This window comes from Cohnella algarum (assembly GCF_016937515.1).
In the GTDB taxonomy this organism is placed as follows: domain Bacteria; phylum Bacillota; class Bacilli; order Paenibacillales; family Paenibacillaceae; genus Cohnella; species Cohnella algarum.
On sequence record NZ_JAFHKM010000002.1, the window covers coordinates 639,548 to 665,664 of the forward strand.

A 26,117-nucleotide genomic window follows, 5' to 3' on the forward strand; every position below is an offset into this window, starting at 1 on the left:
GTTTAAAAAGGCGGCCGCCGGCGAACCCTATTCGATCGCGGCCTCCGTGCACGTTCATTGTACACCGCCGGGCCGGCCGGCGTAACCCGTCCTTTTCCCGAAATGGGCGAACGGTCCTTGACAGAAGGCGGGCAAAAGGATAATTTTATATTGACATATCAGTAGGTCAAAAAACGGCAATGGAGGTCCCGAGCATGTCTCCCCGCACGAAAGAGCAAAACGAGGAAATCCGGTCGGCCCGCGTCAAGCAGATGATCGCCGCCGCGGCGGAAGTGTATTTGGAAAAAGGAATGGCGTTCGAGATGCGGGACGTGGCGTTCAAGGCCGGCGTCGGGTATGGAACCGCCTATCACTACTACTCCAACAAGCATCGGCTCGTTCGCGACATGCTCGACCAGGCCCTGGAGCGCGCGGCGGCGCTGACGGCGGAATCCATGCGGACGGAAGCGCCTCCCCGACAGCGGCTGAACGATCTGGGCAAGCGTTTGGCGCGGCTGTGGAGCGCCGATCCGGCTTGTCTGATTTTGTACCGGATGGCTTCCGAAAAATTCCACCAGCTTCCTCCCGAGGATGCGGCCTCGCTCGGCAAAGCGTTTCAGACCGGATTGTTCGAGCCGATCGAGCGGGCGCTGCTCGAAGAGTCGGGGCCGAAGGAAGCCGAACGGTCCGCCAACGTCTGGCTGGGAGCGCTTGTCGGCTGCGCCAATCTGTGGCTGTACCACGATCGCTCGCGAATCGGCGAGCCGGATTGGATCGAGCTTTTATATGAAGGACTTAAACGGAAGGAGAAACAATTATGATTACGTTAAAATCCGCCCAGGAGATCGAAAAGCTGAAGGCGGTCGGTGCGCTCGTGGCGGAATGCCATAAGGAAATCGCGAGAATGATCCGGCCGGGCGTTTCGACCTGGGACATCGAGGAGCTCGTCGACGACAAGCTGACCCGCGCCGGGGCGCGAGCCTACACGAAAGGGTACAAGGGCTACAAGTACGCCACGTGCGCGTCGGTCAACGACGTGATCGCGCACGGATTCCCGAACAAGACGCCGCTCAAAAACGGCGATCTCGTCAAAATCGACATCGTTGCCCAGCTCGACGGCTGGGTCGGCGATTCGGCGTGGTGCTACGGCGTCGGCGAGCTGTCGCCGGAAGCGCAAAAATTGATGCGTGTGACGAAGGAATGCCTCGACATCGGCATCTCCCAAGCGGTCGTCGGCAACCGGATCGGCGACGCGATGAACGCGCTGCAGAAGCACGCGGAAGCGCAAGGCTTTTCGTTGGTTCGCGACTTGGCCGCCCACGGGGTCGGTCAAGAGCTGCACGAGGAGCCGAGCTTCATTCACGTCGGCACGCCGGGCAAAGGCTTCCGCTTCAAAGAAGGCATGGTGTTCACGATCGAACCGATGGTCAACGCCGGAACGTGGCGGATGACGATCGATCCCGACGGCTGGACGTGCCGGACGGCCGACGGCAAGCTGTCGGCGCAATTCGAACACACGATCGCGATCACCAAGGACGGCCCCCTTATTTTGACGGATCAGGGCATTTGACCTTGCCTTTCGTTACTTGACGACGAGCAGCAGACGGTTGCGGGAAGGATCCTCCACCAGCCAGCCGCCGTCCTGCTCGGCGACCGCGATCCCGGCTTCGCGGATGCTCGCGAGCGTCGGCTCCAGCGCTTCCCGCGAAGCGAAAGCGATCGTGTAGAAGTCAAGGCCCGGCGCATTATCCGGCGCCGGAGGGGCGCCGACTCCCGCCCAAACGTTCAGGCCGATATGATGGTGATAGCCGCCGGCCGAAACGAACAGCGCGGAGCCACCGTAATTCGCCATCAGGCCGAAGCCGAGCACGTCGCAATAAAATTCGCGCGCCTCGGACAAATGGCTGACATGCAGGTGGATGTGCCCGATCTTGGTTCCGGCGGGAAGACCCGCCCATTCGTCGTCCCCCGCTAGAGCGAGCAAGCCGCGAATGTCGACCGCTTCGGTTCCCATCGCCACTTCACCGCTCGCCGTGTAGTTCCATGTTTCCCGCGGACGGTCCGCGTAAATTTCGATGCCGTTGCCGTCCGGATCGTTCAAATAAATCGCCTCGCTGACGAAATGATCGCCCTGGCCGATCGGAACGTTCCGCCTGGCCAGATTGCGCACCGACAAGCCGAGCGCTTTCCGCGTCGGGACAAGAATGGCGAAATGGTACAGGCCGGCCGTTCTTCTCCGTTCGGTCGCGACGGCGCCCGAAAGCTCTTCGATGATCAGAAGCGGCTCCGTGCCCCCTTCCGCCGTCAGTTGCGCGACGCTGCCCTCCCGTTTCAACAGCTTGAATCCGATGACTTCCTCGTAATATTGAATCGACCGCTGCAGATGGCTTACTCTCAAATGCACGTTGCCGATTTCCGTTTCCGGATGAATGCGGTTCGCCATTTCGAACATCCTCCTGTCGATCCGCACTCCGAGTCGATAGCGGATCTTACGATAAGTAGATTACTTTTCGTAAGTATCATACCGTATTCAAGCATGAAGGTCAACGAGGCGAACGAATTCCTTTTAAAAAAGTGTCCACCAGCAGCCGAAACGTAACGTCCAGTTCGAGCGGCAACCCGAAGGCGCCCTGGCGTTCGAGCGTCACGAAGCCGTGCAGCATGCTGCGGACGACTCTTACGGCATGAAGGGCTTCATCCGCTTCGATATCGTAATCCTTCATCGCCTCGACGAATCGACCGACCAAGTCGCCGCCCGCTCGCGCCAGCTCCTCGTCGCCCGGCTCCGGAGCGCGTTGCAGCGCTTCGTACAGTCCCGGGTGCAAGCGGGCAAAGGAAACATAACTTTCCGCTATGGCGCGAATCCGCTCGTCGCCCGCAGTGCCGGAAGCCGAGGCGTCGATCTCCCCGGTCAGCAATTCGATCCCCTTTAGCGCCAGCTGACGCCGCAAATCGGCCAGCCCGTTCACGTGGTTGTATAGAGAAGGAGAGCGGATTTGCAGCTTTTGGGCGACGGAAGCGAGCGTCACCGCCTCAAGCCCTTGCGCGTCGGCAAGTTCGGCCGCGGCGCGAACCAAAGTAGGCAAATCAAGTCCGATTCTTGGCATCATTATGACCTCCGAAACTTTGTTTCAAGTAACGATCCGCTCCATCGCCTGCTGCGGATGCTTCAGCATTCGGCCGTGCCCGACGGCAAGCAATGCCGGCCGAAGCCCGGTCAGCTTTCGCGCGCTGGCCAGCGCAGTTTCCTTGTTCCAGGTGGCGAACGCCGGAAACGGAAAGCCCGCCTTCAACTGGCCGGAAACAGCCAGGCCGCCGCGCGTCTGCAACGCGTCGCCCGCGACGAGCGCGCGGTTGCGCGTGTCCAGAAACGCCATCGAACCCGGCGTATGTCCCGGCGCGGCGACGGCGAGCAGCGACCCGACGCGGTCCCCGTCCCGCAGCAGCACATTCGGACGCGTCCGCACCTTTTTCGGGACGCCTCCGCGAATCGGGGTTTGCGGTTCGCCCTCGTCCAGCGACACGTCGCCGGCGAGCAGTCTCGCATCCCGCTCCGAAATGCAGACCGGAACATCCGGAAGCGCGGCTTTCAGCGCATCGAGCGCGCCGACATGGTCGTCGTGGGCATGGGTAAGCACGATCCGCGCGATCGGCTTGCCGATTCGCTCGGCCGTTTTCAGAATGCCCTTGACGCTGAAAGGCATACCCGCATCGATCAGCGTAAGCCCGTCATCCTCCTCGACCAGATAAACGTTCACCGGAAAAAAACGAGGCATAAACGTCAACTGCCAAATCGTATCCTCGCGAATCACTCTCATCGAAATCGCCCCCCGCTAAAACTAACTTCATTAGTTTTGTTGTTGTTTTCATTATAAACTAATTACATTAGTTTTGGCAACCGCAAATCGCTGTTTCGAGTCTCGCCTTCCGGCATTCCTCATGTGTCGGGCCGGGCTTGAGCTTGATATTGTTCGACGCAAGCTTGGCAAATGCATGCTTTTGCCCGCTTTTCCGGAGGGATGCGGTCGCGAAGCGCTTTCGGTATCGAAACCTTTTTGCACCAGCAGTCTTCGATCGGTTTTCCGGCATGGACGGCGCATCGGTTCGGCTGCCCGCAAAGCGGACATTCGGCTGGATTTATCAAGACCGGCTTCCCTCCCCCGAAAATATACGGAACCATTTCCGTTCGCCCGTCTATTATAGCAAATCCAGGCGAAGAGCAAAGGGAGAATCGCGGTCGCCGCCTTCGTTCGGCGGAATTTCGCCCGCGCTATCCCTATCGCTCAGAGGAGCCGACTTTTTTCGAGGCTTGAGTCCGTTTTGCTCGACAAATCCCGCGCTTTCGCTCGTTTCGGAAAAACTCTCCCCCTCGGCCGATCTACTCCGATTTTCTCCCTTATACGACGATATCCCGTTGACTCAGCCAGTTAACTCCGCCAGTCGACTCGGCCAGTTGACCCGGCCAGTTGACTCGGCCAGTTGACTCCGGCTAACTCAGCCAGTTGACTCAGCCGGCGAAGTCCCCCCTCTGCGCCTAACATACGAGATTTTTCTCCCTTTTATTTGGAATTTCAGCATTCACAAAGGAACAAATGTTTGGTATAATAAAGCAGAACAAACGTTCCCTTTCGATCGGAGGAATGCGCCGTGATCGAGCTGATGTCCTTTGAGGAGTTTTGCGAGTTGGTTCGCGATGAAAGCCACTGTATCCGGATCTTGTTTCAGGCAAAATGGCCCCATGGCTTCCGCTGTCCTCGCTGCGCGCATCCTCACGCTTCCGTCACTTCCACCCGCCGGCTTCCTTTATACGACTGCCGCGCTTGCGGCAAGCAAACATCGCTTACGGTCGGCACGATTATGGAGGGCAGCCGCACGCCGCTTCGGCTCTGGTTTCAGGCTCTTTTTCTGCATGCCCAGCCCGACGATATCAATGCCGTGCAATTGTCCGAACGGATCGGCGTTACCTATAAAACAAGCTGGCTCATGTGCCACAAAATTCGTCATGCCATGCGGCAAGCGGAGGACGGACAGCTGCTCACCGGCACCGTCTGCATGATCAACGCGATATACAGCGAAAAATTCCGCGCCTCCGCAGAAGGGCACAAGCAGGAACAGCCCGTGATCGTCGGCGCCAGCGTGGGCCTCTGCGAGGAGATGTCCCGGATCAAAATCAAAAAGCAGCCCAAAACGCCCCGCAGCCGGGCGCCCGAAATATCCGATCGGGATCGGTTCGAGGAGGAATGGGTAGACGAGGAGGCCGATGTCGATCTTCGTTGGCGCCTCATGCGCTATCGTTCCGGAAAGCTGAAGCGGATTTTCAAAACCGCCGAAAACTGGCTGGCGGACTTATTTCGCGGCATCGGCAGCAAGCATCTGCAGGCGTATCTGGAGCATTTTTGCTATTTGTGGAACCGGCAAGCGGGGATGATTTTCATCGAGCTGTTAATCGACTGCGCAACGCGATCCACCATCACCTATCCGGCTTTGACGGGACGCCCGGCAAGAGCAAGCACGTTCGCTCGCTTGCCGCTATTCCTCCCGCCTACTTCCCATCTGCAAGTTGAGTTGAATTGAATGAAACTCTATTTGACGATTCTTGCCCACGATTCGGCCTATTTACGGGTCAGCTTCCTAATGATTTATTCTGATTTGATTCCATCCATGCGACGTTCGATGTTCATGCTGGTGCCGATTACCGTTTATGTCCGTTCCGGTTTCATGCCGCCGAATGTCTTTTATATGCCGCTACGGTTTTACGCCACCAATTGCTGCCAAGCCACTGCGATTCCACGCTATCGATTATCTTCTATAAACCATTCCGCTTTCATACCGTGGATTATCTTTTATAAGCCACTACGGTTCCACGCTGCCGATTGACCTTTCAGTTCCATGCCATGGATTATCATCTTTTATAAGCCATTACGGTCTCATGCTGCCGTTGCCCTTAACGGTTTCACACCCAATTTCAAAAAGCTATTCCGATTCCATATTACAGCTAATTACCGTCTACGGTTGTTCCGTTTCTTTTGCGATTATCGGGTTTCTGCTTACCGTGGGGATTGCCTCAGGCACAATAATAACGCAGTTTCATTTCCTGAGCGAACGGGATTTCGTAACTAGCGGTTTTTTTCGGCAATGTGTCCTGGCGGGAATTTCGCGACTAGCGAATTCTTGTAATAGTTGGTCCTTGGCGGGATGATTGTGACTAGCGAATTTTTTGCGGCAATTTGTCCCGATGATTTTGTGACTAGCCAATCTTTTACGGTAATTCGTTTTGGCGAGCTTCTGAGCGAACGGGATATCGTCGTAAGGGAAAAATAAATGGATAGTCTCCCCCAACCCGCCGTCCCCAAAGAAAACGGCCTCCCGAATCGAGAGATCCGGAAAGCCGAAAAGTTTATGCCGAACAATATTTGAATCGAAGAGGATGCCGCTGCCAACGGGTTAAGCCCGCGCCTCTTTCAACCGGAACGTCACGCTGCGGAAATCGCCGCGCATATTCGGTACCGGCAGGCCGGCGTACATCAGCTCGTCGCCGCCGTAAACGCGATCCGTTCCGAGAAGCGAGTAGCTTTTGTCGGGGTCGAGGCCTTTGAAGCGAAGCCGGCTCAGCGGACCGTTCGGCACCGCGAGCGTCCGGACGTATACGGCGTAGGCCTCGGACTTGTCCTGGGATACGAACTGCCAGGCGGTTTCGTTGCCTTCGAACGGGCTCAGCAACCGGTAAAAATCGCCCTGCTGAACCAGGCCGCGGATTTCTTTGTATTCCTCGACCTGGGCTCGGATGGCGGTTTTCTCGTCTTCCTCCAGCTTGGACAGGTCCAACTCGTAGCCGAAATTGCCGGACATGGCGACGTGTCCCCTGATTTCGATCGACGTGAAGCGGTGCACCTGATGATTCGGGACGGCCGACACGTGACTCCCCATCGCGCTGACCGGATAGACGAGACTCGTGCCGAATTGGATTTTCAGCCGTTCGATCGCGTCGGTGTCGTCGCTCGTCCACGTTTGCGGCATGTAGTACAGCATACCCGGGTCGAAACGTCCGCCTCCCCCGGCGCAGCTTTCGAACAGGATGTGGGGGAACGCCTTCGTGATCCGCTCCAGCAGTTCGTATAAGCCAAGCATGTACCGGTGGGCCGTTTCCCGCTGCCGCTCGGGCGGCAGGGCGGCGGAGCCGATTTCCGTCATATTGCGGTTCATGTCCCATTTGACGTAAGCGATCGGCGCGCTCGAAAACACGTTTTCCAATTGCTCGTAGATGGCGTCCCGCACTTCCCGGCGGGAGAAGTCGAGCACCAGCTGGTTGCGCCCCGTGGTCCGCCGCCGATCCGGCACGTGCAGGCACCAGTCCGGGTGCGCGCGGTACAAGTCGCTGTCCGGAGAAATCATCTCCGGCTCGACCCACAGGCCGAATTGAAGCCCTTGATCGTTGACCTGAGCGGCCAACCCCTCGAGCCCGCCCGGCAGCTTCTCCTTGTTGACGAACCAGTCTCCGAGCGAGCGCTTGTCGTCGTTGCGGCGGCCGAACCAGCCGTCGTCCAGCACGAACAGCTCGATGCCCAATGGTTTGGCCGCCCGAACGATCCGCATCAGCTTTTCGGCATCGAAGTCGAAATACGTGGCCTCCCAGTTGTTGATCAGGATCGGACGCTCTTTGTCCCGGAAAGCGCCGCGGCACAATCGGGTGCGATACAGCCTGTGGAACGTCCGGGACATGCCGCCCAGGCCTTCGGGCGAATAAACGAGCACGGCCTCGGGCGATTGAAGCGACTCCCCGGCTTCCAGCAGCCATTCGAAGTCGAACGGGTTCAGCCCGATCGCAACCCGGGTCGTCGCAAACTGATCGACCTCGGCATACGCCGTAAAGTTGCCGCTGTATACCAGGTTGAAGCCGTACGCGTCGCCCTGGTCCTCGGTCGTATCCGGAGAAACGACGGCCAGAAACGGGTTATGCTGGTGGCCGCTTGCGCCCCTGCGGCTCTCGATCGACAGCATCCCCGGCGCGAGCCCTCGCCGCTCGATATGCCGCTCGCGCGTCCAGGTTCCCGACAAATGCAGCCCGTCGAACCGGGCATGCGAGAAATCGACGTTTGCGCTCAGCAGCCGCAGGACGCGTACCGGCCGTCCGCTTTCGTTCACGATGCGAACGGATCGCGCGATCGCGTCGTGGTCGCGGAACGCGGTGTAGCTTGCGATCAGCCGCAGCCCGGCTGCGGCGTCCGCGAGCTCGATTTCCAGCGTTTCGGCTTCGCCCTCGCTTTCGGCGTATACCGAAGGAAGCCCCTCCAGCGCCGGCTTGCCCGCCATAATCCGGTGCCCGGCGTATTTGAACTCGCTGATCGTCGTGCCGTCGGCGAGGCGCACTTGGTAAGCCGGAGCGCGAAAATCGCTCGTGCCGTACCCCGGATACTCCTGAGGCAGCGTGTCCAGCGAAAAGGTTTCATCCTCCGGAAACGGGTTGGGCTGGAAGGAAGGCCTTGACGTCGACGGAATCGGGTCCCCGAACGCCGGGGCTTTGACTTTGCGGCCCCAGTAAACGTGGGCGAGATAGCCGTCTTTTACGATTCGCAGCGCATAGCTGATATTTCCCGATTGCAAATGAAAGGTACGGGTCGACGCTTCAAACTCGATCGGCAAATTGTTCACACCCTCTGCTAATTCGCTTTGGAAAGCTTAGTTGTCGAACAGCTTCAAATATTTTCCGTACCCTGCCCCTTCCATTTCTTCCTTCGGAACGAAGCGCAGCGCGGCCGAGTTGATGCAGTATCGAAGCCCCGTCGGTTGGGGACCGTCCGGAAAGACATGGCCCAAATGGGAGTCGGCGTCCGTACTGCGCACCTCCGTGCGGATCATGAAATGGCTGTAGTCTTCTTTTTCCCGGACGTTCTGCGGTTCCAAAGGCTTCGTGAAGCTCGGCCAGCCGCAGCCGGAGTCGTATTTGTCCGTCGAACTGAACAGCGGTTCTCCCGACACGATATCCACGTAAATGCCTTCCCGGTGATTATCCCAAAATTCGTTGCGGAAAGGAGGCTCCGTCGCGTTGTTTTGCGTAACTTCGTACTGCAGATCGGTAAGCCTCTCCTTCAGCCGCCGCTTGTCTTCCGGCGTATTCCAATGGGCGGCGATAAAAGCGTCCCGGCCGGACCCTTTGCGGTACATCCGGTAACGGAGCGGATTTTTCTTATGGTAGTCCTGATGGTATTCCTCGGCGGGATAAAACGGCTGCGCAGGCACGATTTCCGTGACGATCGGCCTGCCGAAGCGTCCGCTCGCCGCAAGCTCCTTTTTGGATCGCTCGGCTTCCCGACGCTGCTCCTCGCTGTGATAAAAAATGGCAGTGCGGTACGACGACCCCCGATCATGAAATTGTCCGCCCTCGTCGGTCGGATCGATTTGGCGCCAGAACAGGCCGAGCAGCTTCCCGTACGGCATCAGCTCCGGATCGAACGTGATTTGGACCGCTTCGGCGTGGCCGGTCGTCTCGGAGCAGACCTCTTCATACGTCGGATCGGGAACGTGGCCTCCCGTGTAACCCGACACGACCCGAATGATTCCGGGCAGCTCCTCGAACGGAGTCACCATGCACCAGAAGCAGCCTCCCGCGAACGTTGCCAGCTCATAAGCGTTATCTTGACGACTCGTATCGCTCATCGTCGAACCTCCCCGTAATGTTTATGCCTGAATGTTTTTGTTCCTGCCTCTATTTTAACAGAGTCCGGCCGCAAATTCATGAAACGGGAACGATCGGGAACACTAGCGGCAATCGGCCGAAAAGGAGGAAGAACGTTGTCCAAGCAGCAAGGGCACGGCGCCAAAAACACCCAAACGAAAACGTCCGACAAAAAAGGCAACAGTTCCGGCAACAACCACTGATCAGTTCAGCTTGATCCAGCTGTGATAATCATGGATGGCGATCCCCGCAAAGGCGTTATGCTTTTTGTCGATCAACGCGCTCGCTTTCGCCAGCTGCTCGTCCATGAAAGCCGCGCTTTTTCCGGAAAAGGTTACCGCCGCGCCTTCGTCGATCCCCTTCGTTTCCACCGCGACGGTCGCGGGGACGCCGAGATCGGCCGCCTCGGACAGCTCCTTCGCCGCCATGGCGGCAATGGACTCGGCCGAGTTCCGGTAGGCCAGAATCGTCACCGCGTCCAGCTTGCGGATCATCCAGAAGCTGAGCGACTCGTCGCTGGTCGCGGAACGGTACTGATGCAGCCAGAACGGCAGGTCGGCCGCAAGCGGCAAGCCGATCTCGCCGGCGCGTCGGGCCAAATAGGAGACGTTTTTTTGCCATTGCGCGATCAGCGTCTCGTCTTCCATGTTCCAGGAAGCCATGGCATAAGGCTCGATGTCGACATGAAGGCCGGAAAAGCGCTCCTCCGGGGCGGCTGCGGCCTGGTACGTCTCGACCCAGCCCAGAAACGCGTCGATTCCCGCGCGCCCGCTCAGGAGCCCCCAGGAGGCTCGTCCGTCGAGCGCCTCGACCGCGATCCCCCGCGCCCCCGCTTCGCGAATGAACGCCCCGTACTCCGCCGGCTTCACGTCGCGGTTGATTTGCAGGTAGACGACGTTAATGCCTTTCCGTTCCAAAAAGTCGAGTATCTCGGCGCCGGATTCGCGAATTTGCGGCGTATCCCACAGCCAGGTCGCCTTGATCGCGGGTTGAGTTGCTTGGGCTTGGCCATCTTGATCCGCTTGATCCGCTTGCGCCGTTTCGGCGGCTTGCGCTTGCGGCAGCTGCCACCCGAATCCGATCATCGCCGCGACGGCCAGCAGAAAAGACGCTCGTCCCATGAAGTTTCGCAAATTTGATCATCCCTTCGCGTAATGTTAAAATGACCGCCATGAGAAAAAAACGCATTGCCATTGCCGCTGCGGCGGCAGCCTTGCTGTTGATTGCCGGCTTGGTGAAGTGGTGCGGCCCGTCCACGGAAAATATAAACCGCAATTCCGCAACCTGGGTCTGGGATTTGAAATCGCTGCTCGACGAAAACGGCGGCAGCGCGGACGGCATCGTCTCTTTCATGCGGGAACGCGACGTCCGATACGCGTACGTGCATACGACCGACGATATGGGCGCAGGCGAAACGAACGAAATGTTCCGTTCCTTCATCCGAAAAGCCGCCGAAGCCGGAATCGAGGTCCACGCGCTCGGCGGGGAACGCGATTGGGTACTGCCCGGCAAGCGCGGCGGGATGAGCGATTTTCTCGCCCGCGTCGCCGAATACAATGAAACGGCGGAGGAGGCGGAAAAATTCGCCGGCATCCATCTGGACGTCGAGCCCTATTTGCTGGACGAGTGGGAAGCGGACGAAGCGCTCGTCGCAAGCCGCTGGATCGAAATGATGGAGGAATTCGTCTCCTTCGCCCGGCTCCGCGGCCTCGAGACCGGCGTGGACCTGCCGTTCTGGCTCGACCGCATTCCCGCCAAGGCCGGCAACGGCGATTCCGTTACGCTGGACCAATGGATGATGTCCTCCGTCGATTCGGTCGCGCTCATGTCCTACAGGGACGAAGCCGAAGGAAACAACGGCGTCCTCTCGCTCGTCCGGGGCGAAATGGACCACGCCGCCGAAACCGGCCGCACCTTGTGGATCGGCCTCAACGTCGCGAAGGACAGCGACAACCTCCTGACGTTTTACGAGGAGGGTCCCGACAGCTTCCGCGGCGTCGCCGACCGCATCCGACGGGAATACGGAGACTCCCCGGCCTTCGGCGGCATCGCCGTGCACGATCTCGCCAATTGGATGCGAATCGAAAGTTGAAAAAAACGCCGGCCCCTTTGTCGAAAGGGCCGGCGTTTTTTTGCCGTTTGCGCTTATGCCGCATCCCTCCCGGCTCAGCCCGCGGACGGCTGAACGACCGGAAGCTGCTGCTCCACGGGAGCGCCCAAGCGATGAATATGAGGCAGGTCGAACTCTTTCAGCGCATTGCGCGTATCGACGATCGGCACGCCGAGCGCGGCCAGTTCGCCGTAAGCGAAGGCGTCGTGATCGGTCACGAGCACGAAGCAATCGTAAGCGCGGAATTTATCGAGATGATAGGCGACCGAACGGACGGTTTCGCCCTCCTGGTCCTTGAACGACGTCGCGAACGGATCGTAATACTCGACGAGGGCGCCGCCCTTGCGGAACAGCTCGTACAGCTCCAGCCCGGGCGATTCGCGCAAATCGTCCACGTTCGGCTTGTACGCCATGCCGAGAATCAATATTTTCGAGTTTCGCAGCGACTTGGCGTCGCGGTTCAATATGTTCGCCGTCTTGTTCATCACGTAATAAGGCATGTTCGTGTTGACCGATTGGGCCAGCTCGATAAAGCTGCTGTAGAAACGGTAGCCCTTCGCTTTCCACGACAAATACATCGGATCGAGCGGAATGCAGTGTCCGCCGATGCCCGGGCCCGGGTAAAACGGCATGAAGCCGAACGGCTTCGTGCTCGCCGCCTTGATCACTTCCCAAATGTCGATCGACATCCGCTCGCACATCATCGCCATCTCATTAATGAACGCGATGTTGACGCTGCGGAACGTGTTTTCGAGCAGCTTGGACATCTCCGCCACTTTGGGCGAGGAGACGGGGACGACGGTTTGCACGATATTTTCGTAAAGCAGGACGCCGAGCTGCGAGCAGGCGGGCGTCGTGCCGCCGAGCACTTTGGGCGTATTGTAAGTAGCGAACTTTTCGTTGGACGGATCGACCCGCTCGGGAGAAAAGCACAGGAAATAGTCTCGCCCGACCTGAAGCCCGAGCCGGCGCAGCTCGGTCTCGATCAATTCTTCGGTCGTTCCCGGATAGGTCGTGCTTTCCAAAATAATGAGAAGCCCTTTTCGCATATGCTGCTTGATCCGGTCGACGACATAGACAATATACGAAGTGTCCGGGTCCTGGTTGGCGCTGAGCGGCGTCGGCACGCATATCGATACCGCGTCCAGATCCGCCAGCACGGAGTAGTCCGTCGTCGGCCGAAACTTGCCGGAGGCCAGCGATTCGCACAGTTTGTCGTCGGACACGTCCTTGACGTAGGACTCGCCGCGCTGAAGCCGGACGACCCGATTTTCGTCCACGTCGATGCCGTGCACGGTGAAGCCCTGGCGAACCATTTCGACGGCCAGCGGCAAGCCGACATAGCCAAGCCCGATGACGCCCAGCTTGGCCTGCTTCGTTTCGATCGCCCGGTAAAGACGCGAATAATTGGCGTTCATAATTGAATTCCTCCTTATTGGGCAATAATGGGCAAACGTTTTATAACAACCGTTCGATCCGGGCTTCCAGCTCGACCGGGGAAAACGGCTTGGTCACGTAATCCGCGACGCCGAGGGCAAAACATTTCCGCTTCGTTTCCTCCGCCCGGTTGTCGGTGAAAACGACGATTTTGCCGGCCGCCTCCGGATCTTCTCCCTTGATGCGGGTCAGCAGATGGTAGCCGTCGATGCCGGACAGGTTGAGATCCGTCACGACGACGTCGGGCTTTTCCCTGCGGAACAGCTCGAGTCCGCGCTTCCCGTCGCGCGCGGCCAGCACGCGATAGCCCTTCATGCGGAGGCGCAGCTGCAAATAGCCGCTCTCCTCCTCGTCGCCGTCGACGAGCAGCACCGACTGCGAACCGCTCGCCGCCTTCCGCTCGTGAAACAGCGCGATTTCCTCGCCGGCGGGCAGCTGCTCGAACCGTTCGACGACTTCGTCGAACCATTGCGGATTCCGTTCCGCCCGCTCGCCCACGCCGGCAAGCATGACGACGTAGTCGCCCGCCGCGATTTTCGCCAGCAGCCCCTTGACCAGGAGCGCCATATAATGCGTTTCGCTCCAGGGAGAATCGAACAGCAGGAAAGCGGCCCGACGTTCCGCCGGATCGGCCAGCGCTTCGACCGGCATCCGACGCTCGGTCTCCAGGAGCGAACGCACGGCATGCAGCATATCGTCGAACGCCCCCATGCTGCGGACGAGCAAAATGCCGCATTGGACCGGCTTCGCCTGCTTGTCGAACCAATATTTTTCCAACACCGCTTGATACATTCTGTCATTCAGCTTGCTTGCGACCGAAGCGCTGCTCATCTATGCCTCTCCTCCTGTCATTACGGTCGATGGCTTCGTTCCCGAATCCTGATTCCAGCTTTGTCTCGTCATGACGCCCCAGGAATTGTTTTTGCGCAAAAATTCGATGTGTCCCTGCAGCCGCCAAAGCACCCCGATCTGGTAGTAGCCCAAAAACATGAGCGCGGCGAAGCCGATCATTTTGAACGTATCCTTCACGCTCGGGTAGCGGCGGAACGCCAGCTCCTCCAGCACGAGACTGCCAACGGCCAGCAAATAGCCGTTCAAAAAGTTGATGATCGCGAACGTCAGCAAAATCGGCCACTGCGTCATATCCATCGCGACGTACCCGACGAGCGCCAGCAGGCCGGTGAGCTTGAAATACGGGTTCAGCGTTTCGAACAGCACGTTGTACGGAACCGTCAGCAGGCCGAACACCTTGTACTTCGGATTGAAAAACAGGTCGCGGTTTTCCAGCATGTTTTTCAAATTGCCGCGGCCCCAGCGCTTGCGCTGGCTGCTCAGAATCCGGTACGAGTCCGGAGCCTGGGTCCAGCAAACGGCGTCCGGGCAATAGGCGACGCGGTACGGCAGCTTGTTTTCGAGCATGTACCGGTGAAGCTTGATAATGATGTTCATGTCTTCGCCGGGGTAGCCGTCGCGGTAGCCGCCGACTTTGACGACAGTGTCCTTGCGGAACATCCCGAACGCCCCGGATACGATAATGAGGCCGTTAATATGGCTCCAGCCGATCCGCCCGCCGAGAAACGCCTTCATGTATTCGAGCGTTTGGAACATCGGCCACATTTTTTTCGGCAGGCGCACGTCCGCAATGTCGCCGTCGCGGATCGTGCAGCCGTTCGCGATCCGGACGTTGCCTCCGATCGCGACCGTTTCCGTCGGGTTTTCCATGTAGACCCGCGACATGCGGATAAGCGCGTCCTTCTCCAGCAGGGAATCCGCGTCGATCGAGCAGATCAGCGGGTAGTGCGACAGGTTGATGCCGGCGTTCAGCGAATCGGCCTTGCCGCCGTTGCTTTTGTCCACGACGTACAAATTCGGGTAATCCGGGTTATAGTACACCGTCTTGATTTTCGTGCAATCGATCTCGTAATGCACCGTCTCGTCCGTTTTCGGCCGCAGCCGGAACGCCTCGATCAGCACCTGCAGCGTATTGTCCTTCGAGCCGTCGTTGACGACGATGACCTCGTACGTATGGTAGCTCAGCGTAAGCAGCGACTTCACGTTCTCGATGATGGTCAGTTCCTCGTTGTACGCGGGAACGAGCAGCGAGACGGGCGGCGCGTACTCCGAGCCGGACAGCGACCGGAAGCGCGAATACACCGCTCCTTTGATCATTCCGTAAACCCCTTTGTACGACAAAAACAACACGACAAAATAAAGCAGGCTGACCGCCATGACGTAGTACATGACGACCGTGCCGTAGCCGAGCAAAAGCTCTCTCATTTCATACCTCCTGGAAACGCCATTTGCTCGCGGATGACGGCCTGCGCGGCTTCGGCCGAAGGGCCGGCGTTTTTCGCGTTCGCCGTCCGGTAAAGCTCCGCAAGGCCTTCTTTTCCGTATTGGGCGAGACTTTTGGCGCCGTTGTAGCGAACGTGCCATTCGTCGTCTTCAAGCGCTTCGCGCAGCGGAGCGACGCTTTCGGCCCGGCCGCTCCGGCCCAGCGCTTCGGCCGCGAGCGCCCGGATCTCCCAATCCGGATGGGCGAGCATCCGCTCCAGCCGTTCCGCCGGCGTGGCGGCTCCTTCCAGCGTCAGCAGCCGGGCCGCCTGCAGGCGAACCTCCTTCTCTCTCGAGCCGGTCAGCCCGATCAGCCGCTCCGTGAAATCGCCCGGCGGGCGTTTTCGCATCGCCGCCAGCGCCAGCAGCGTTTTGCCCTCTTCCTCGCTCTGCAAAAAGTCGGCGACGATCCGCGAGCTGTCCAGCTCCGATTCCAGCAAAATATCCGCGATCAGCTCGTAAGAGTCCGTCCGGTAAGCCAGCAGCGTCAGCGCCATTTCGCGCAATTCGCCAAGCTGGCCGGCGCTTTTGGCGATCGCCCGGGCGACGATGAACGCCAGCGGCCCTTTGACGGACTTGAGCAGCCCAAGCATTCCCGGAACGGCCCGGCTGGCGCGCATGCAGCCGAGCCGGTGCGCGGCGTCGAGCTTCACCCACTCGAACGGGCTTCCGAGCCTCGCGAGCTCGGCCTCCGCGAAGCCCATCTCCTCGCACAGCGCGATCAGCTTCGCTTGCTGCACGCCTTTGAGCCGCTCGATCCAGTGAAGCAGCCGGTCCTGGACGAAACGGCTTTCCGCGGGCGTCGGCGGCGTCGGCGGCGCGTGAAGCTTGTCCGCGCCGTCCAGATTGGCGAGCACGTACGTAAACCAGTCGTCGTATTTGGCGTTCGTTCGTTCCGCGAGCTTCCGTTTCCGGTTCCCGGACAATTTCAACGCGAACAGGACAATAAGCCCGATGGCGATCAACGCCAGCATGGCCAAAATGAAGTAACGGGCCATTTGCAAATTCGAATACACTTTTTTAGCCTCCCGTTTTCGGCTTGCCGCCGATTTCGCGGTACGCGTTCTGCATCATGAAATAGCCGGTCTTCAGCCGTTCCGTATACGCGACCGTCTCCCAGCCATCCCATGCGTACAGCGGCGCTTGCGACAGGTCGTACGGTCGGCCGCCCGCCTCCTCCGCATTCAGGCCCGAAACGGCGTTCGTCTGCTTGTCGACGATCCACGGGACGAAGCGGATGCCCGCGATCGTCTCCGTCTTGAACGCCTTGTCCGGCATTTCGTAACTCACGGCCTGAAGCGAGCTCGGATCGGCGATGCCGAGCAGTATCCATGGAACGCGAAGCTCGATGAAGCCGCCTTCGTACTGCCACATCGCAAGCGAATCGAACGCCGGCGAGGCGGGACTGTTCGTTCCGCGCCTGAGGCCGCCCACGACGACGTTCTCGTAGGGATGGGCGGTTTTCGTATCGGGCGGCTCCATCTTCAGGCTCAGCGGCAGCCTCCATTCGTTAAACAGGCCGGAGTCGTCCGCCAGCTCCGCTTCCGACATGTCGATCATGCCGTAGACGAATCCGTACAGCCGCTTTTCCATATCGTAGTTGGCGGCGATCCGAACGCCCGTCTCGTCGTCCTTGCCGATCGTCACGAGCGTTTCCAGCCCCTCGTTCAGCGTGACGCCCGGCAGCTCCTTGCCGTGGCGGTTGCCGCCGGGCAGCGTGTCCGCGCCGATATGGAGCGTCTCCTTGTCCGGATCGAAATCGCGGTCAAGCCGGATCGACAAGTAAACATACGCTTCGTCGTGCGCCGCGTAAATCGACTCGACGCCGGGGACGCTTGCGGCAAGCTCCGTTTTTTCCGTCTCGTCCAGCTCGTCCCAATCGCGGCCGTCTCCGTCGATGCGGAGCTTGTCCTCCAGTCCCGGGTACATGCCGAGCAGCCCGAACTGCTTTTCGTTCGTCAGCACGTTGAGCCAGTAGGCCCGCCGGTCCTCCGGCAGCTCCATCGGCATCGTGTTCCACGTCTTCTTGAACCACTCGTCCTGCCACATGAACAGGATCGCCCCGGCATAGCCTTCGCCGCGGATCATTTTCGTCATGTCGGCGTCGATTTCCCCCTGCTCCGCCTCGTTGTGGCCGCCCTGCGAGCGGCCGAGCGGGCCTTCGTGGGAGACCCCGGCCGAGGACGGCACGCCGTACTCCGTCACCATGAGCGGGATGTCCTTGTGGTATGCTTTCAGTCGCCGCAAATACGCCGCGTACGTATCCGTCCGCCCGTCCTTGTCGCCGACGCGGAAAAAATCCGGATAATACGGGTAGGCATGGTAAGAGGCGAAGTAGCCGGCGTTCCAATCGACGGGCCGGACATGCGTCGCGTCGACGCTGACCATATCCTCGGTAAACAGCGGCTCTTCCGGGTGGGACAGCACGTCCGTCGTCACCCAGTTCGTGAACGTCATCGGATGCTGCCAGCCGTAGGCGATCTCCGTCGCGGCGGCGCGGTCAAGCATCCGCGCGAGCCAGGCTTCGAACGCCGTGGCGCCTTCGGAAGCGGCGAAATATTCGCCGGCGAACGCCTTTTTGTCGGCGTGCAGCTCGTTCGTGTTCGCGACCATTTCGGGGTCCCACTCGGTGCCGATGCTCCACGCGAGCAAATATTGCCCCGCGTTCGTCCGGTAGCTTCCCGAGCTTTTGCCCGGGGACTCCGGCTCCTCCAAATCGCCGTACACGGCTTTGACGTCTTTTTCGATCTCCGCGAGGAATGCCGCCGTAATCTCTTCGTCGTAGGCGTCGCGCTTCTCGATCAGCTGCTCCTCCGGCGACCAGATGCCCTGTATGAAATAAAGCGGATCGTCCGCGTGTTTGTTGTTGAACTCGACAAGGCTCGAGTAGAAGACCGGCTGATGGCGCGTATAGACGCGAATGACGTTCGCGCCCATCTCCTTGATTTGGGCGAACCAGCGCATGTAATCGTCCCGCGCGATCGGAAATTCGCCGGGAAAATGTCCCGGGACCGTCGCGCCCAGGTTGACCCCTTGCACGAAAAGCGGCTGCCAGGCTCCATCCTCATAGATCTGGATGACCTCGCCCTCGGTCCGGAATTTCAGCCGCGTGCCGTCTTCGGCCGTCAGCCGTTCCACTTCCTTGTCCGCGTAAACGAAATGGCTCCACAGGTAAAAACCGGACGCGCAGACGACCGCAAGCAGCCCGATGCCGAGCAGCCGCTTGGCGCCCCGGCCCAAGCCGCTCCGCCGTCCGCCCGTGCCCGCCATTATTCGACGGTTACGCTTTTGGCGAGATTTCGGGGCTTGTCCACGTCAAAGCCCCGCGCAACGGAAGCGTAGTAAGCGAGCAGCTGCAGCGGAATGGCGGCCAGCGCCGGCATCAGCATCGGATGCGTATCGGGCAAGGGCAGCGCCCTGCCGGCCTGGCGCGCCAGCTCTTCCGCCTGCGAAGCGGGCGCGACGCCGAGCACGCGGGCGCCGCGCGCCATCACTTCGCGGATATTGCTGACGGTTTTCTCCGTCAGATAAGGATCGGTGGCCAGCGCCACGACCGGCGTGCCCTCCTCGATCAGCGCGAGCGTGCCGTGCTTGAGCTCGCCTGCCGCGTAGGCTTCGGAATGGATGTACGAAACTTCCTTCAGCTTGAGCGAAGCCTCCATCGCGGCCGCGTAGTCCATGCCGCGGCCGATGAAAAACAGATGATCGCGGGCGGCGATTTCCTCCGCATAAGCTTTCACTTCCGCGGCGGATTGCCGCAGCGCCGTTTCCGCCTGATCCGGCAGCGCCTGAAGCGACCGGACGACTTCGCCGATGTCGGCGTCCGCCATCGTTCCCCGCGCGCATGCCAGATGCAGCGCGAACGCGTACAGGACGAGAAGCTGCGTCGTGTACGCCTTGGTCGAGGCGACCGAAATTTCCGGGCCGGCCCAGGTGAACAAGACGTCGTCGGCTTCCCGGGCAACCGTGCTGCCGACGACGTTCGTCACCGCGACGGCGTAAGCGCCATGCCGCTTGGCCTCGCGAAGCGCGGCCAGCGTGTCCGCCGTCTCGCCCGATTGGCTGACGACGAGGACGAGCGTGTTCGGCCCGACGATCGGCGAGCGGTACCGGTACTCCGAGGCGACGTCCGCCTCGGCCGGGAGCCGGGCCCATTTTTCGATCGCCTGCCGGCCGACGAGGCCGGCGTGGAAGGCGGTGCCGCAGGCGACGATATGCACGCGGTCGAACGCGTTCAGCCGTTCCTTCGAAAGCTTCAGCTCCGGAAAGTAGATCCACGGGTATCCGGTGAGCAGACGGGTGCTCAGCGTATCGCGGAACGCCTGCGGCTGATCGTGGATTTCCTTGAGCATGAAGTGGTCGTAGCCGGCTTTTTCCGCGACGGCCAAGTCCCAATGGACGCGAAACGGCTCCTTTTTGATAAAGTTGCCTTCGATCGTCATCAGCTTCGCTTCTTGCCTGGTCAGCACCGCCATTTCCCCGTCGTCGAGGATGTACACGTCGCGGGTATGCTCCAAAATCGCGGGAATGTCGGAGCCGATAAAATGCTCCCCGTCGCCGATCCCGATGATGAGCGGGCTGTGCAGCCGCACCGCGATCAGCTTGTCCGGCTCCCGCGCGGACAGCACCGCCAGCGCATAAGCGCCGCGCATCCGGCGCGTCGCCGCCTGCACGGCTTTGACGATGTCGCCCTCGTAATGCGAGGCGATCAGATGGCCGATCACTTCCGTGTCGGTTTCCGACACGAACTCGACGCCGCCGGCGACCAGTTCTTCTTTCAGTTCCATGTAATTTTCGATAATGCCGTTGTGCACGACGGAAATGTTTTGCTCGCCGCACGTGTGCGGATGCGAGTTTTGGTCGGAAGGCTTGCCGTGCGTCGCCCACCGGGTATGGCCGATGCCGATCGTGCCGGCCGGCATTTCCGTCTGCTCAAGGCGCCGTTCCAGATCGGCGATCCGCCCTTTCGCTTTCACGACCCGGAGTCCGCCTTCGGCGCAAACCGCGATTCCTGCCGAGTCGTAGCCGCGGTACTCCAGCTTTTTCAATCCCTCAAGCAAAATGCTCGGCGAAGACTTGTCGCCGATATATCCCATAATTCCGCACAAATTCGATCACTCCAGACTCAGCATTCGATTGCGTTGCTGTCGATTCCGTTGTTGCACCATGTATCATAAACCGGGCAAAAGCGGCTTGCCTGAGAGATTTCTAACATTGCGTGTAGGAATTCTCACAATCGGCCCAGGAAAAACTTACAATTCTTTCATTTCCAAAGCGGCTGAAAGCCCCGAAATGTCCGGCGCGGCGGGAAAAAAAAGAAAATCCCGCCGCAATGCGTCGCATTGTAGCGGGATTAAGATTTTATTATTTGGATTTTAACGTCTTTCGCAGCCATAGCTCATATTCCTGCGGAGTATCGAGATCGACCGGCATCGGCCCGGGCGAATCGACAAAACGGACATCCTTCCGATGAAGCGCCAGCACGTCCCGCGCGCCGACATCGCCTTCGACGGCCAGCAGCTCGGGAAACAGCCGCCGGTCGAGCAGCACCGGATGGCCGGGCTTCCCTTCGTAGCGCGCCTGCGCGGCAAGGCAGCCCGTCTCCCGGTACAGGCCGATCGCCCGGTCGATCGTCTCGGCCCGGAGATCCGGCTGATCGCCCAGCAGGACGACCGCCGCCGCTCCCCGCAGTTCCTCGATCCGGCGAATGCCCGCCGCGAGGGAGCCGCTCAGCCCCAGCCCGGGCTGCGGATTGACCGCAAACGCGACGGGCAGGCCGTCCAGTTCCCGGCGGATGGCGGCTTCTTCCGTCCCGCACACGACGACGATGCCGGATGCGGACGACGCGCGCAGCGCCGCGCTCGCCACATGGCGGATCAGACTCGTTCCGCAAGCGGGGAGAAGCGGCTTCGGCCTGCCCATCCGGGTCGACAGGCCGGCGGCGAGGATGACGATCCACACGTCCTCGCGAGGCGATTGCGCATCCCGGTGAAGCGATTGCGCGGCCGCATCGGCAGCATGGAGTTCGCCTTGCGTCTCGGGTTCATGCGGCATTTCCGTCGCCTCCTTCGGTTAAAGCCAGGGCGCCCGAACGAGCACGCCCGCCTCCTCCAGCGCTTCCCGGACGCGGCGCGCGAATGGCAGCGCGTGCTCGCCGTCCCCGTGGAGGCATATCGTGTCCGCGGCCAGCGCCACTTCCGTCCCGTCGCCGGTTACGACGACGCCCGTTTCCGCGATTCGCAGCGCCTGGGCGACGGCCTGCTCTTCTTCGCGGATAAGCGCATCCGGCTCGCTTCGCGGAACAAGCGTCCCGTCGGCCCGGTACGCGCGGTCCGCGAACGCCTCGCCGGCGGTGCGAAGGCCTGCCCTGGCGCCGGCCCGGATCCACTCGCTGTTCGCAAGGCCGAACAGGATGAGCCCGGGATCGACCTTGCGCACCGCTTCGGCGATCGCTTCGGCCAGCGCGGCGTCGGCTGCCGCCATATTGTAGAGCGCCCCATGCGCCTTCACATGCCGCAGCCTTCCGCCCTCCGAGCGAACGAACGCCTCGAGGGCGCCGAGCTGGTAGACGGTCATCTCGTACGCCTCGTCCGGAGAAACGCGCATCTCCCGGCGCCCGAAGCCGGCCAGATCGGGCAGCCCCGGGTGCGCGCCGATCGCCACGCCCCGCTCCAGCGCGAGCCGCACGGTCCGGCGCATCGTCCGGGGATCGCCGGCGTGAAAGCCGCAGGCGATGTTGCACGAGCTGACGAAGCGGAGCAGGTCCTCGTCCCGTCCGATCCGGTAAGCGCCGAAGCTTTCGCCCATATCGCAATTCAAATCCATTCGCTTCAATCGAATCCGCCTCCCCGCGTCGCTTTCGCGCGGACGCCGGCCCGAAGCGCGGCCAGCGCCGCTTCCGTCCATAAATTCAGGCGCTGCGCTTCCCATAGCTCCGTTAGCCGAAAGCGGACGCGGTCTCCGGGCCTGAGCTGCGCAAGCAGCGGCAGATCGGCCGCGATCGCCTCGGCGATTCGCGGATAGCCGCCGGTCGTCTGCCGATCGGCCATCAGCACGATCGGCTTGCCGCCGGAGGGCACCTGAATCGTGCCGAACGCGACGGGCTCGGACAGCATTTCATCCTCGGCGGAGCCGGGGGGCGGGATCGGATTCGTTCCCGCTCCCCCCGTCAAGCGATAGCCCATCCGGTTCGACTCCGGATCGACGACGAACGCCTCCGCGAAAAACCGTTCGACGTAGGAAGGCGAGAACCGTTCGTACTGCCCTCCCGGAAGAACGCGAACGACCGGTTCGGCGCCGTAGGCCGGCAGCATGGACGCCGAAGCCTGCCAGCCCGCCCCGGCAAACGTCCGCTTGCCGTTCGGACGCTTCAGACGCTCGCGCGCAAGCAAGGTTAACGCGGCAGCGCAACCGCTTGGCGTCAATCGTTCCAAGACATCGCCTTCCTGCAGCGCCCGGCCGGAAAATCCTCCGATCCCCGCGGAGAGCATCGTGGATCGGCTCCCCATGACGACCGGCACGTCGAACCCGCCGCCGATCGCCAAATAGGCCCGGCAGCCCGAACGGGCGGCGCCGAAGCGCAAAACGGCCCCCGCCGCCACGAAAAGCGGCTCCCAAAGCGGCGCCGCTTCCCCGTCGATCGTCGGGGACAAGTCGGCGCCGGCGATCGCAATCAACGCTTCGCGCTCAAACAGCAGCGCCGGCCCGAGCAGCGTCATCTCCAGCGCCGCCGCGTTTGCGGCGTTGCCGACGAGAATGTTGGCCGCCCGGTACGCAAACGGATCCATCGCCCCGCCTTCGACGATGCCGTACTGCCGGTAGCCGAGGCGTCCCGCGTCCTGCACCGTCGTCAGCAGGCCCGGCTTCAGAACGGAAACGCTCATGTTTCCGTCTTTCCCCATTCGTCGAATTGGCGCTTGCCGATCGGAATAAATTTGACGGTTTGTCCCACTCTCAGCAAGGTCGGCGGCGTCCGGTCGGGGAAAAACAACGAAAGCGGCGTACGCCCGATCAACTGCCAGCCGCCCGGCGAGTCGGCCGGATAGATGCCCGTCTGGCCGCCCGCGAGCCCCACGCTTCCGCGCGCGACGAACAGGCGCGGCGTCGCCCTGCGCGGGACGGCAAGGCGCGGATCCACGCCGCCGAGATATGGAAACCCGGGGGCGAAGCCGAGCATGTACACCTTGTACGTTCCGGAAGCATGGATACGGACGACCTCCTCCGGCGTCAGGCCGCAGCGGACCGCCACCGCTTCGAGATCCGGTCCGTTTTCGCCCCCGTAGCAGACCGGAATGCCGACGACGTCCTCGTCTTCGTCCTCGATCCGTTCGAGACCGACCAGCAGCTTCTCCAATAGATCGCGAACCCACAAAAACGGGCTTTCCTCCGGTCCGATCGGACCCATCACCGTGCGGTCCCGTATGCGCTTTCGGTACATCGCCATGCTATCGTAATAAACGGCGACCGACGTAAACGCCGGCACCGCTTCGATCATCCCTTCGAACGGCCGTTCCCGCAGCGCGCGGTAAAGCGCCCGCACTCGCCGGTGCGTCTGGGGATCGATGTCCGTCCCGAACTTCGCGATGACGGCCGCATCGCCGAGCGCCGTGATTTCCGGTTGCAGTTGCACGAGCGTTCACTCCTCCTTGAAGCCTTTGGAGTTATCATAGACCGCCCGACCCGAGACTGCAATAGCCTTCCGTAGCTCCCTTCAGGGTCCTTTTTCCTCGTCGGACGGGGGCATCGAGCGCCGTTCTCCGCGGCCTGCCCGGCGCAGCGCCTCCCGCAGCAAATATTCGATATGGCCGTTCACGCTTCGCAGTTCGTCGGCCGCCCACCGTTCCAGCTCCTCGTAGAGCTTCGGATCGATGCGAAGCGGGAAACTCTTTTTGGCCGGCATCTTCTGTCGCGTTCTCCTCTTAGTAGAGGCTTCCCGCGTTAACGACCGGTTGGGCGGAGCGGTCCGATACGATGGCAACCATCAAATTGTTCATCATGGCCGCTTTTCTTTCTTCATCCAGAACGTATCCTTCTTTCTCCAATTGCTCGATGGCGGCTTGCACCATGCCGACGGCTCCCTCCACGATTATGTGACGCGCCGCCACGATCGCGGATGCCTGCTGCCGCTGCAGCATGGCGCCGGCGATTTCCGGAGCGTAGGCCAGGTGAGTCAATCGCGCTTCCAGCACTTCCACCCCGGCCGCCGCAAGCCGTTCGTGCAGCTCGCGCGTCAGCTCCGCCGCGACGATTTCCGTATCCCCGCGAAGCGATACCCCTTCCCCGCCGCCGTTGTCGTACGGATACTTCGTGGCGACATGGCGAAGCGCCGATTCGCTTTGCGTCTCCACGAATTGCTCGTATTTGTCTACCTCGAACAGCGCTTTCGCCGTATCGATCACCTTGAACACGACGACGGCCGCAATTTCCACCGGGCTTCCCTCGATGTCGTTCACCTTCAGCGTAGCGCTGTTGAAGTTGCGTACCCGCAGCGACACCTTGCTCCGATTCGAAAGAGGCACGACGAAATGGATGCCGCTTTTGCGCACGGTTCCCAAATATTTTCCGAAAAACGTAATTACCGCCGCTTGATTGGGCTGAATGACCGTAATGGAGGTCAGCAGAAGAAGCGCGGCCAACGACGAAATGCCTCCGAGCGCCCACCATTCCTGGGCAAACGTATAAACGGCGGCTCCCAGTAAGGCCAACGTAAGAACAAGCGCAATAAATCCGTTTCCGCTATAACCTTTGAATTCCTTCATGAAAAGTGCCCCTCTCGTGGAAGTAGATCATTTTGATGTTTGTATGATATCACTTTTTCAATTATATGTAAAACTTTAGGGGCGCCTCAGCAGGTCCGTCAGTCAATGTGCTACGTTTCCCCAGTCTTATGACGGTATCCCCTTCGCTCAGCAGCTGCCCGGTCGGCTGGCTGACGACCCATTTCAGCAGTAACGTAACGCGGCTCTATGTTTCCCTTCGCCAGCCTTATGACGGTATCCCCTTCGCTCAGCAGCTGCCCGGTCGGCTGGCTGACGACTCATTTCAGCAGTAACGTAACATGGCTCTATGTTTCCCTTCGCCAGCCTTATGACGGTATCCCCTTCGCTCAGCAGCTGCCCGGTCGGCTGACTGACGACCCATTTCAGCAATAACGTAACGCGGCTCTATGTTTCCCTCCGCCAGCCTTATGACGGTATCCCCTTCGCTCAGCGGTCTCCCCCTCCAGAATTAGCCACATTTTCAGGTTCGGATCCCTTGTTTTTCAAATAGGAGTAAAGCTCTTTGCTTAAATCGCAACTAGAAACCGGCACCTTTAACTTTCAGAAGGATTACTGAGCCAGCGGGATATCGTCACAAGCGCGCAAAACCGCAGCACCTACTGAGCCAGCGGAATATCGTCATCAGTCTGCAAATACGCAACACCCACTGAGCCAACGGGATACCGTCACAAGCGCGCAAAACCGCAGCACCTACTGAGCCAGCGGGATATCGTCATCAGTCTGCAAATACGCAACACCCACTGAGCTAACGGGAACCCGTCACAAGCGCGCAAAACCGCAGCACCTACTGAGCCAGCGGGATATC

23 protein-coding genes are annotated in these 26,117 nt (G+C 60.4%); 4 read left to right on the top strand and 19 right to left on the bottom strand.

The features are described from left to right. Nucleotides 1–194 precede the first annotated feature (194 nt). On the top strand, nucleotides 195–800 hold the full coding sequence (locus JW799_RS03040; RefSeq protein ID WP_080835993.1) for a TetR/AcrR family transcriptional regulator: 606 nt from the start codon (nucleotides 195–197) through the stop codon (nucleotides 798–800). Next, a complete protein-coding gene (gene map / locus JW799_RS03045; protein ID WP_080835990.1) occupies nucleotides 797–1,549 on the top strand; it encodes a type I methionyl aminopeptidase in 753 nt (250 codons plus the stop codon). The genes JW799_RS03040 and map overlap by 4 nt, the downstream gene beginning before the upstream one ends. Nucleotides 1,550–1,561: 12 nt before the next feature. On the opposite strand, the gene JW799_RS03050 is transcribed toward map, so the two are convergent. The 4 genes from JW799_RS03050 to JW799_RS03065 form a co-directional block, all read right to left on the bottom strand. After that, a complete protein-coding gene (locus JW799_RS03050; RefSeq protein ID WP_080835988.1) occupies nucleotides 1,562–2,422 on the bottom strand; it encodes a VOC family protein in 861 nt (286 codons plus the stop codon). A gap of 100 nt (nucleotides 2,423–2,522) precedes the next feature. Then, nucleotides 2,523–3,089, bottom strand: coding sequence for a TetR-like C-terminal domain-containing protein (locus JW799_RS03055; protein WP_205428630.1), 567 nt, complete (start codon nucleotides 3,087–3,089; stop codon nucleotides 2,523–2,525). A 21-nt stretch (nucleotides 3,090–3,110) separates the two neighbouring features. Continuing rightward, the gene (locus JW799_RS03060; RefSeq protein ID WP_205428632.1) at nucleotides 3,111–3,797 is read right to left on the bottom strand and encodes an MBL fold metallo-hydrolase; all 687 of its coding nucleotides are present in this window, start codon (nucleotides 3,795–3,797) and stop codon (nucleotides 3,111–3,113) included. 119 nt (nucleotides 3,798–3,916) lie between these two features. After that, nucleotides 3,917–4,159 (bottom strand): cysteine-rich CWC family protein, encoded by a 243-nt coding sequence (locus tag JW799_RS03065; protein WP_205428633.1) that lies wholly within the window; start codon nucleotides 4,157–4,159, stop codon nucleotides 3,917–3,919. A gap of 467 nt (nucleotides 4,160–4,626) precedes the next feature. Between JW799_RS03065 and JW799_RS03070 the strand changes: the two genes are divergently transcribed. Beyond that, nucleotides 4,627–5,553 carry a transposase gene (locus tag JW799_RS03070; RefSeq protein WP_205428634.1) on the top strand — a complete coding sequence of 309 codons (927 nt, stop codon included), beginning with the start codon at nucleotides 4,627–4,629 and terminating at the stop codon, nucleotides 5,551–5,553. A gap of 870 nt (nucleotides 5,554–6,423) precedes the next feature. On the opposite strand, the gene JW799_RS03075 is transcribed toward JW799_RS03070, so the two are convergent. From JW799_RS03075 to JW799_RS03085, 3 genes are all read right to left on the bottom strand, one after another. Further along, nucleotides 6,424–8,619, bottom strand: a complete 2,196-nt coding sequence (locus tag JW799_RS03075) for an alpha-galactosidase (RefSeq protein ID WP_080835980.1) — start codon at nucleotides 8,617–8,619, stop codon at nucleotides 6,424–6,426. A gap of 36 nt (nucleotides 8,620–8,655) precedes the next feature. Next, nucleotides 8,656–9,633 (bottom strand): peptide-methionine (R)-S-oxide reductase MsrB, encoded by a 978-nt coding sequence (msrB, locus tag JW799_RS03080; RefSeq protein WP_080835978.1) that lies wholly within the window; start codon nucleotides 9,631–9,633, stop codon nucleotides 8,656–8,658. 222 nt (nucleotides 9,634–9,855) lie between these two features. Continuing rightward, nucleotides 9,856–10,785 (bottom strand): hypothetical protein, encoded by a 930-nt coding sequence (locus JW799_RS03085; protein ID WP_205428635.1) that lies wholly within the window; start codon nucleotides 10,783–10,785, stop codon nucleotides 9,856–9,858. Nucleotides 10,786–10,823: 38 nt separating this feature from the next. Between JW799_RS03085 and JW799_RS03090 the strand changes: the two genes are divergently transcribed. Further along, on the top strand, nucleotides 10,824–11,744 hold the full coding sequence (locus tag JW799_RS03090; RefSeq protein WP_205428636.1) for a hypothetical protein: 921 nt from the start codon (nucleotides 10,824–10,826) through the stop codon (nucleotides 11,742–11,744). Between the two features lie 74 nt (nucleotides 11,745–11,818). On the opposite strand, the gene JW799_RS03095 is transcribed toward JW799_RS03090, so the two are convergent. The 12 genes from JW799_RS03095 to JW799_RS03150 all read right to left on the bottom strand — a co-directional run bounded on the left by JW799_RS03095 (nucleotide 11,819) and on the right by JW799_RS03150 (nucleotide 25,291). Next, complete coding sequence (locus tag JW799_RS03095) at nucleotides 11,819–13,180, bottom strand: nucleotide sugar dehydrogenase (protein ID WP_080835972.1); 1,362 nt, start codon at nucleotides 13,178–13,180, stop codon at nucleotides 11,819–11,821. 40 nt (nucleotides 13,181–13,220) lie between these two features. After that, the gene (locus tag JW799_RS03100; RefSeq protein ID WP_080835970.1) at nucleotides 13,221–14,030 is read right to left on the bottom strand and encodes a response regulator transcription factor; all 810 of its coding nucleotides are present in this window, start codon (nucleotides 14,028–14,030) and stop codon (nucleotides 13,221–13,223) included. Continuing rightward, complete coding sequence (locus JW799_RS03105; RefSeq protein ID WP_205428637.1) at nucleotides 14,031–15,476, bottom strand: glycosyltransferase family 2 protein; 1,446 nt, start codon at nucleotides 15,474–15,476, stop codon at nucleotides 14,031–14,033. Then, a complete protein-coding gene (locus tag JW799_RS29505) occupies nucleotides 15,473–16,549 on the bottom strand; it encodes a HEAT repeat domain-containing protein (protein ID WP_205428638.1) in 1,077 nt (358 codons plus the stop codon). The genes JW799_RS03105 and JW799_RS29505 overlap by 4 nt, the downstream gene beginning before the upstream one ends. A gap of 4 nt (nucleotides 16,550–16,553) precedes the next feature. Next, nucleotides 16,554–18,773, bottom strand: a complete 2,220-nt coding sequence (locus JW799_RS03115) for a glycoside hydrolase family 5 protein (RefSeq protein WP_240353133.1) — start codon at nucleotides 18,771–18,773, stop codon at nucleotides 16,554–16,556. A gap of 29 nt (nucleotides 18,774–18,802) precedes the next feature. Further along, entirely contained in the window at nucleotides 18,803–20,641 is a 1,839-nt protein-coding gene (glmS, locus tag JW799_RS03120; RefSeq protein ID WP_080835964.1) for a glutamine--fructose-6-phosphate transaminase (isomerizing), read from the bottom strand. 256 nt (nucleotides 20,642–20,897) lie between these two features. Beyond that, nucleotides 20,898–21,587, bottom strand: a complete 690-nt coding sequence (locus JW799_RS03125) for a nucleotidyltransferase family protein (RefSeq protein ID WP_080835961.1) — start codon at nucleotides 21,585–21,587, stop codon at nucleotides 20,898–20,900. Between the two features lie 18 nt (nucleotides 21,588–21,605). After that, nucleotides 21,606–22,367: a LamB/YcsF family protein gene (locus JW799_RS03130; RefSeq protein WP_080835959.1), complete on the bottom strand. Its 762-nt coding sequence runs from the start codon at nucleotides 22,365–22,367 to the stop codon at nucleotides 21,606–21,608. Further along, nucleotides 22,364–23,416 carry a 5-oxoprolinase subunit C family protein gene (locus JW799_RS03135; protein WP_080835957.1) on the bottom strand — a complete coding sequence of 351 codons (1,053 nt, stop codon included), beginning with the start codon at nucleotides 23,414–23,416 and terminating at the stop codon, nucleotides 22,364–22,366. Before JW799_RS03135 ends, JW799_RS03130 begins: the two co-directional genes overlap by 4 nt. After that, nucleotides 23,413–24,162, bottom strand: a complete 750-nt coding sequence (gene pxpB, locus JW799_RS03140; protein ID WP_245809733.1) for a 5-oxoprolinase subunit PxpB — start codon at nucleotides 24,160–24,162, stop codon at nucleotides 23,413–23,415. Before pxpB ends, JW799_RS03135 begins: the two co-directional genes overlap by 4 nt. Before the next feature lie 81 nt (nucleotides 24,163–24,243). Further along, nucleotides 24,244–24,432 carry a type II toxin-antitoxin system antitoxin gene (locus JW799_RS03145; protein WP_080835955.1) on the bottom strand — a complete coding sequence of 63 codons (189 nt, stop codon included), beginning with the start codon at nucleotides 24,430–24,432 and terminating at the stop codon, nucleotides 24,244–24,246. 19 nt (nucleotides 24,433–24,451) lie between these two features. Further along, a complete protein-coding gene (locus JW799_RS03150) occupies nucleotides 24,452–25,291 on the bottom strand; it encodes an SPFH domain-containing protein (protein ID WP_080835953.1) in 840 nt (279 codons plus the stop codon). Between the last annotated feature and the right edge of the window lie 826 nt (nucleotides 25,292–26,117).

What these genes read in the sequence shown, in the direction of transcription:
- JW799_RS03040 (WP_080835993.1), top strand. Translation starts at nt 195, where the DNA reads ATGTCTCCCCGCACGAAAGAGCAAAACGAGGAAATCCGGTCGGCCCGC.
- map (WP_080835990.1), top strand. Translation starts at nt 797, where the DNA reads ATGATTACGTTAAAATCCGCCCAGGAGATCGAAAAGCTGAAGGCGGTC.
- JW799_RS03050 (WP_080835988.1), bottom strand. Translation starts at nt 2,422, where the DNA reads ATGGCGAACCGCATTCATCCGGAAACGGAAATCGGCAACGTGCATTTG.
- JW799_RS03055 (WP_205428630.1), bottom strand. Translation starts at nt 3,089, where the DNA reads ATGATGCCAAGAATCGGACTTGATTTGCCTACTTTGGTTCGCGCCGCG.
- JW799_RS03060 (WP_205428632.1), bottom strand. Translation starts at nt 3,797, where the DNA reads ATGAGAGTGATTCGCGAGGATACGATTTGGCAGTTGACGTTTATGCCT.
- JW799_RS03065 (WP_205428633.1), bottom strand. Translation starts at nt 4,159, where the DNA reads ATGGTTCCGTATATTTTCGGGGGAGGGAAGCCGGTCTTGATAAATCCA.
- msrB (WP_080835978.1), bottom strand. Translation starts at nt 9,633, where the DNA reads ATGAGCGATACGAGTCGTCAAGATAACGCTTATGAGCTGGCAACGTTC.
- JW799_RS03090 (WP_205428636.1), top strand. Translation starts at nt 10,824, where the DNA reads ATGAGAAAAAAACGCATTGCCATTGCCGCTGCGGCGGCAGCCTTGCTG.
- JW799_RS03095 (WP_080835972.1), bottom strand. Translation starts at nt 13,180, where the DNA reads ATGAACGCCAATTATTCGCGTCTTTACCGGGCGATCGAAACGAAGCAG.
- JW799_RS03100 (WP_080835970.1), bottom strand. Translation starts at nt 14,030, where the DNA reads ATGAGCAGCGCTTCGGTCGCAAGCAAGCTGAATGACAGAATGTATCAA.
- JW799_RS03105 (WP_205428637.1), bottom strand. Translation starts at nt 15,476, where the DNA reads ATGAGAGAGCTTTTGCTCGGCTACGGCACGGTCGTCATGTACTACGTC.
- JW799_RS03125 (WP_080835961.1), bottom strand. Translation starts at nt 21,587, where the DNA reads ATGCCGCATGAACCCGAGACGCAAGGCGAACTCCATGCTGCCGATGCG.
- JW799_RS03135 (WP_080835957.1), bottom strand. Translation starts at nt 23,416, where the DNA reads ATGAGCGTTTCCGTTCTGAAGCCGGGCCTGCTGACGACGGTGCAGGAC.
- JW799_RS03145 (WP_080835955.1), bottom strand. Translation starts at nt 24,432, where the DNA reads ATGCCGGCCAAAAAGAGTTTCCCGCTTCGCATCGATCCGAAGCTCTAC.
- JW799_RS03150 (WP_080835953.1), bottom strand. Translation starts at nt 25,291, where the DNA reads ATGAAGGAATTCAAAGGTTATAGCGGAAACGGATTTATTGCGCTTGTT.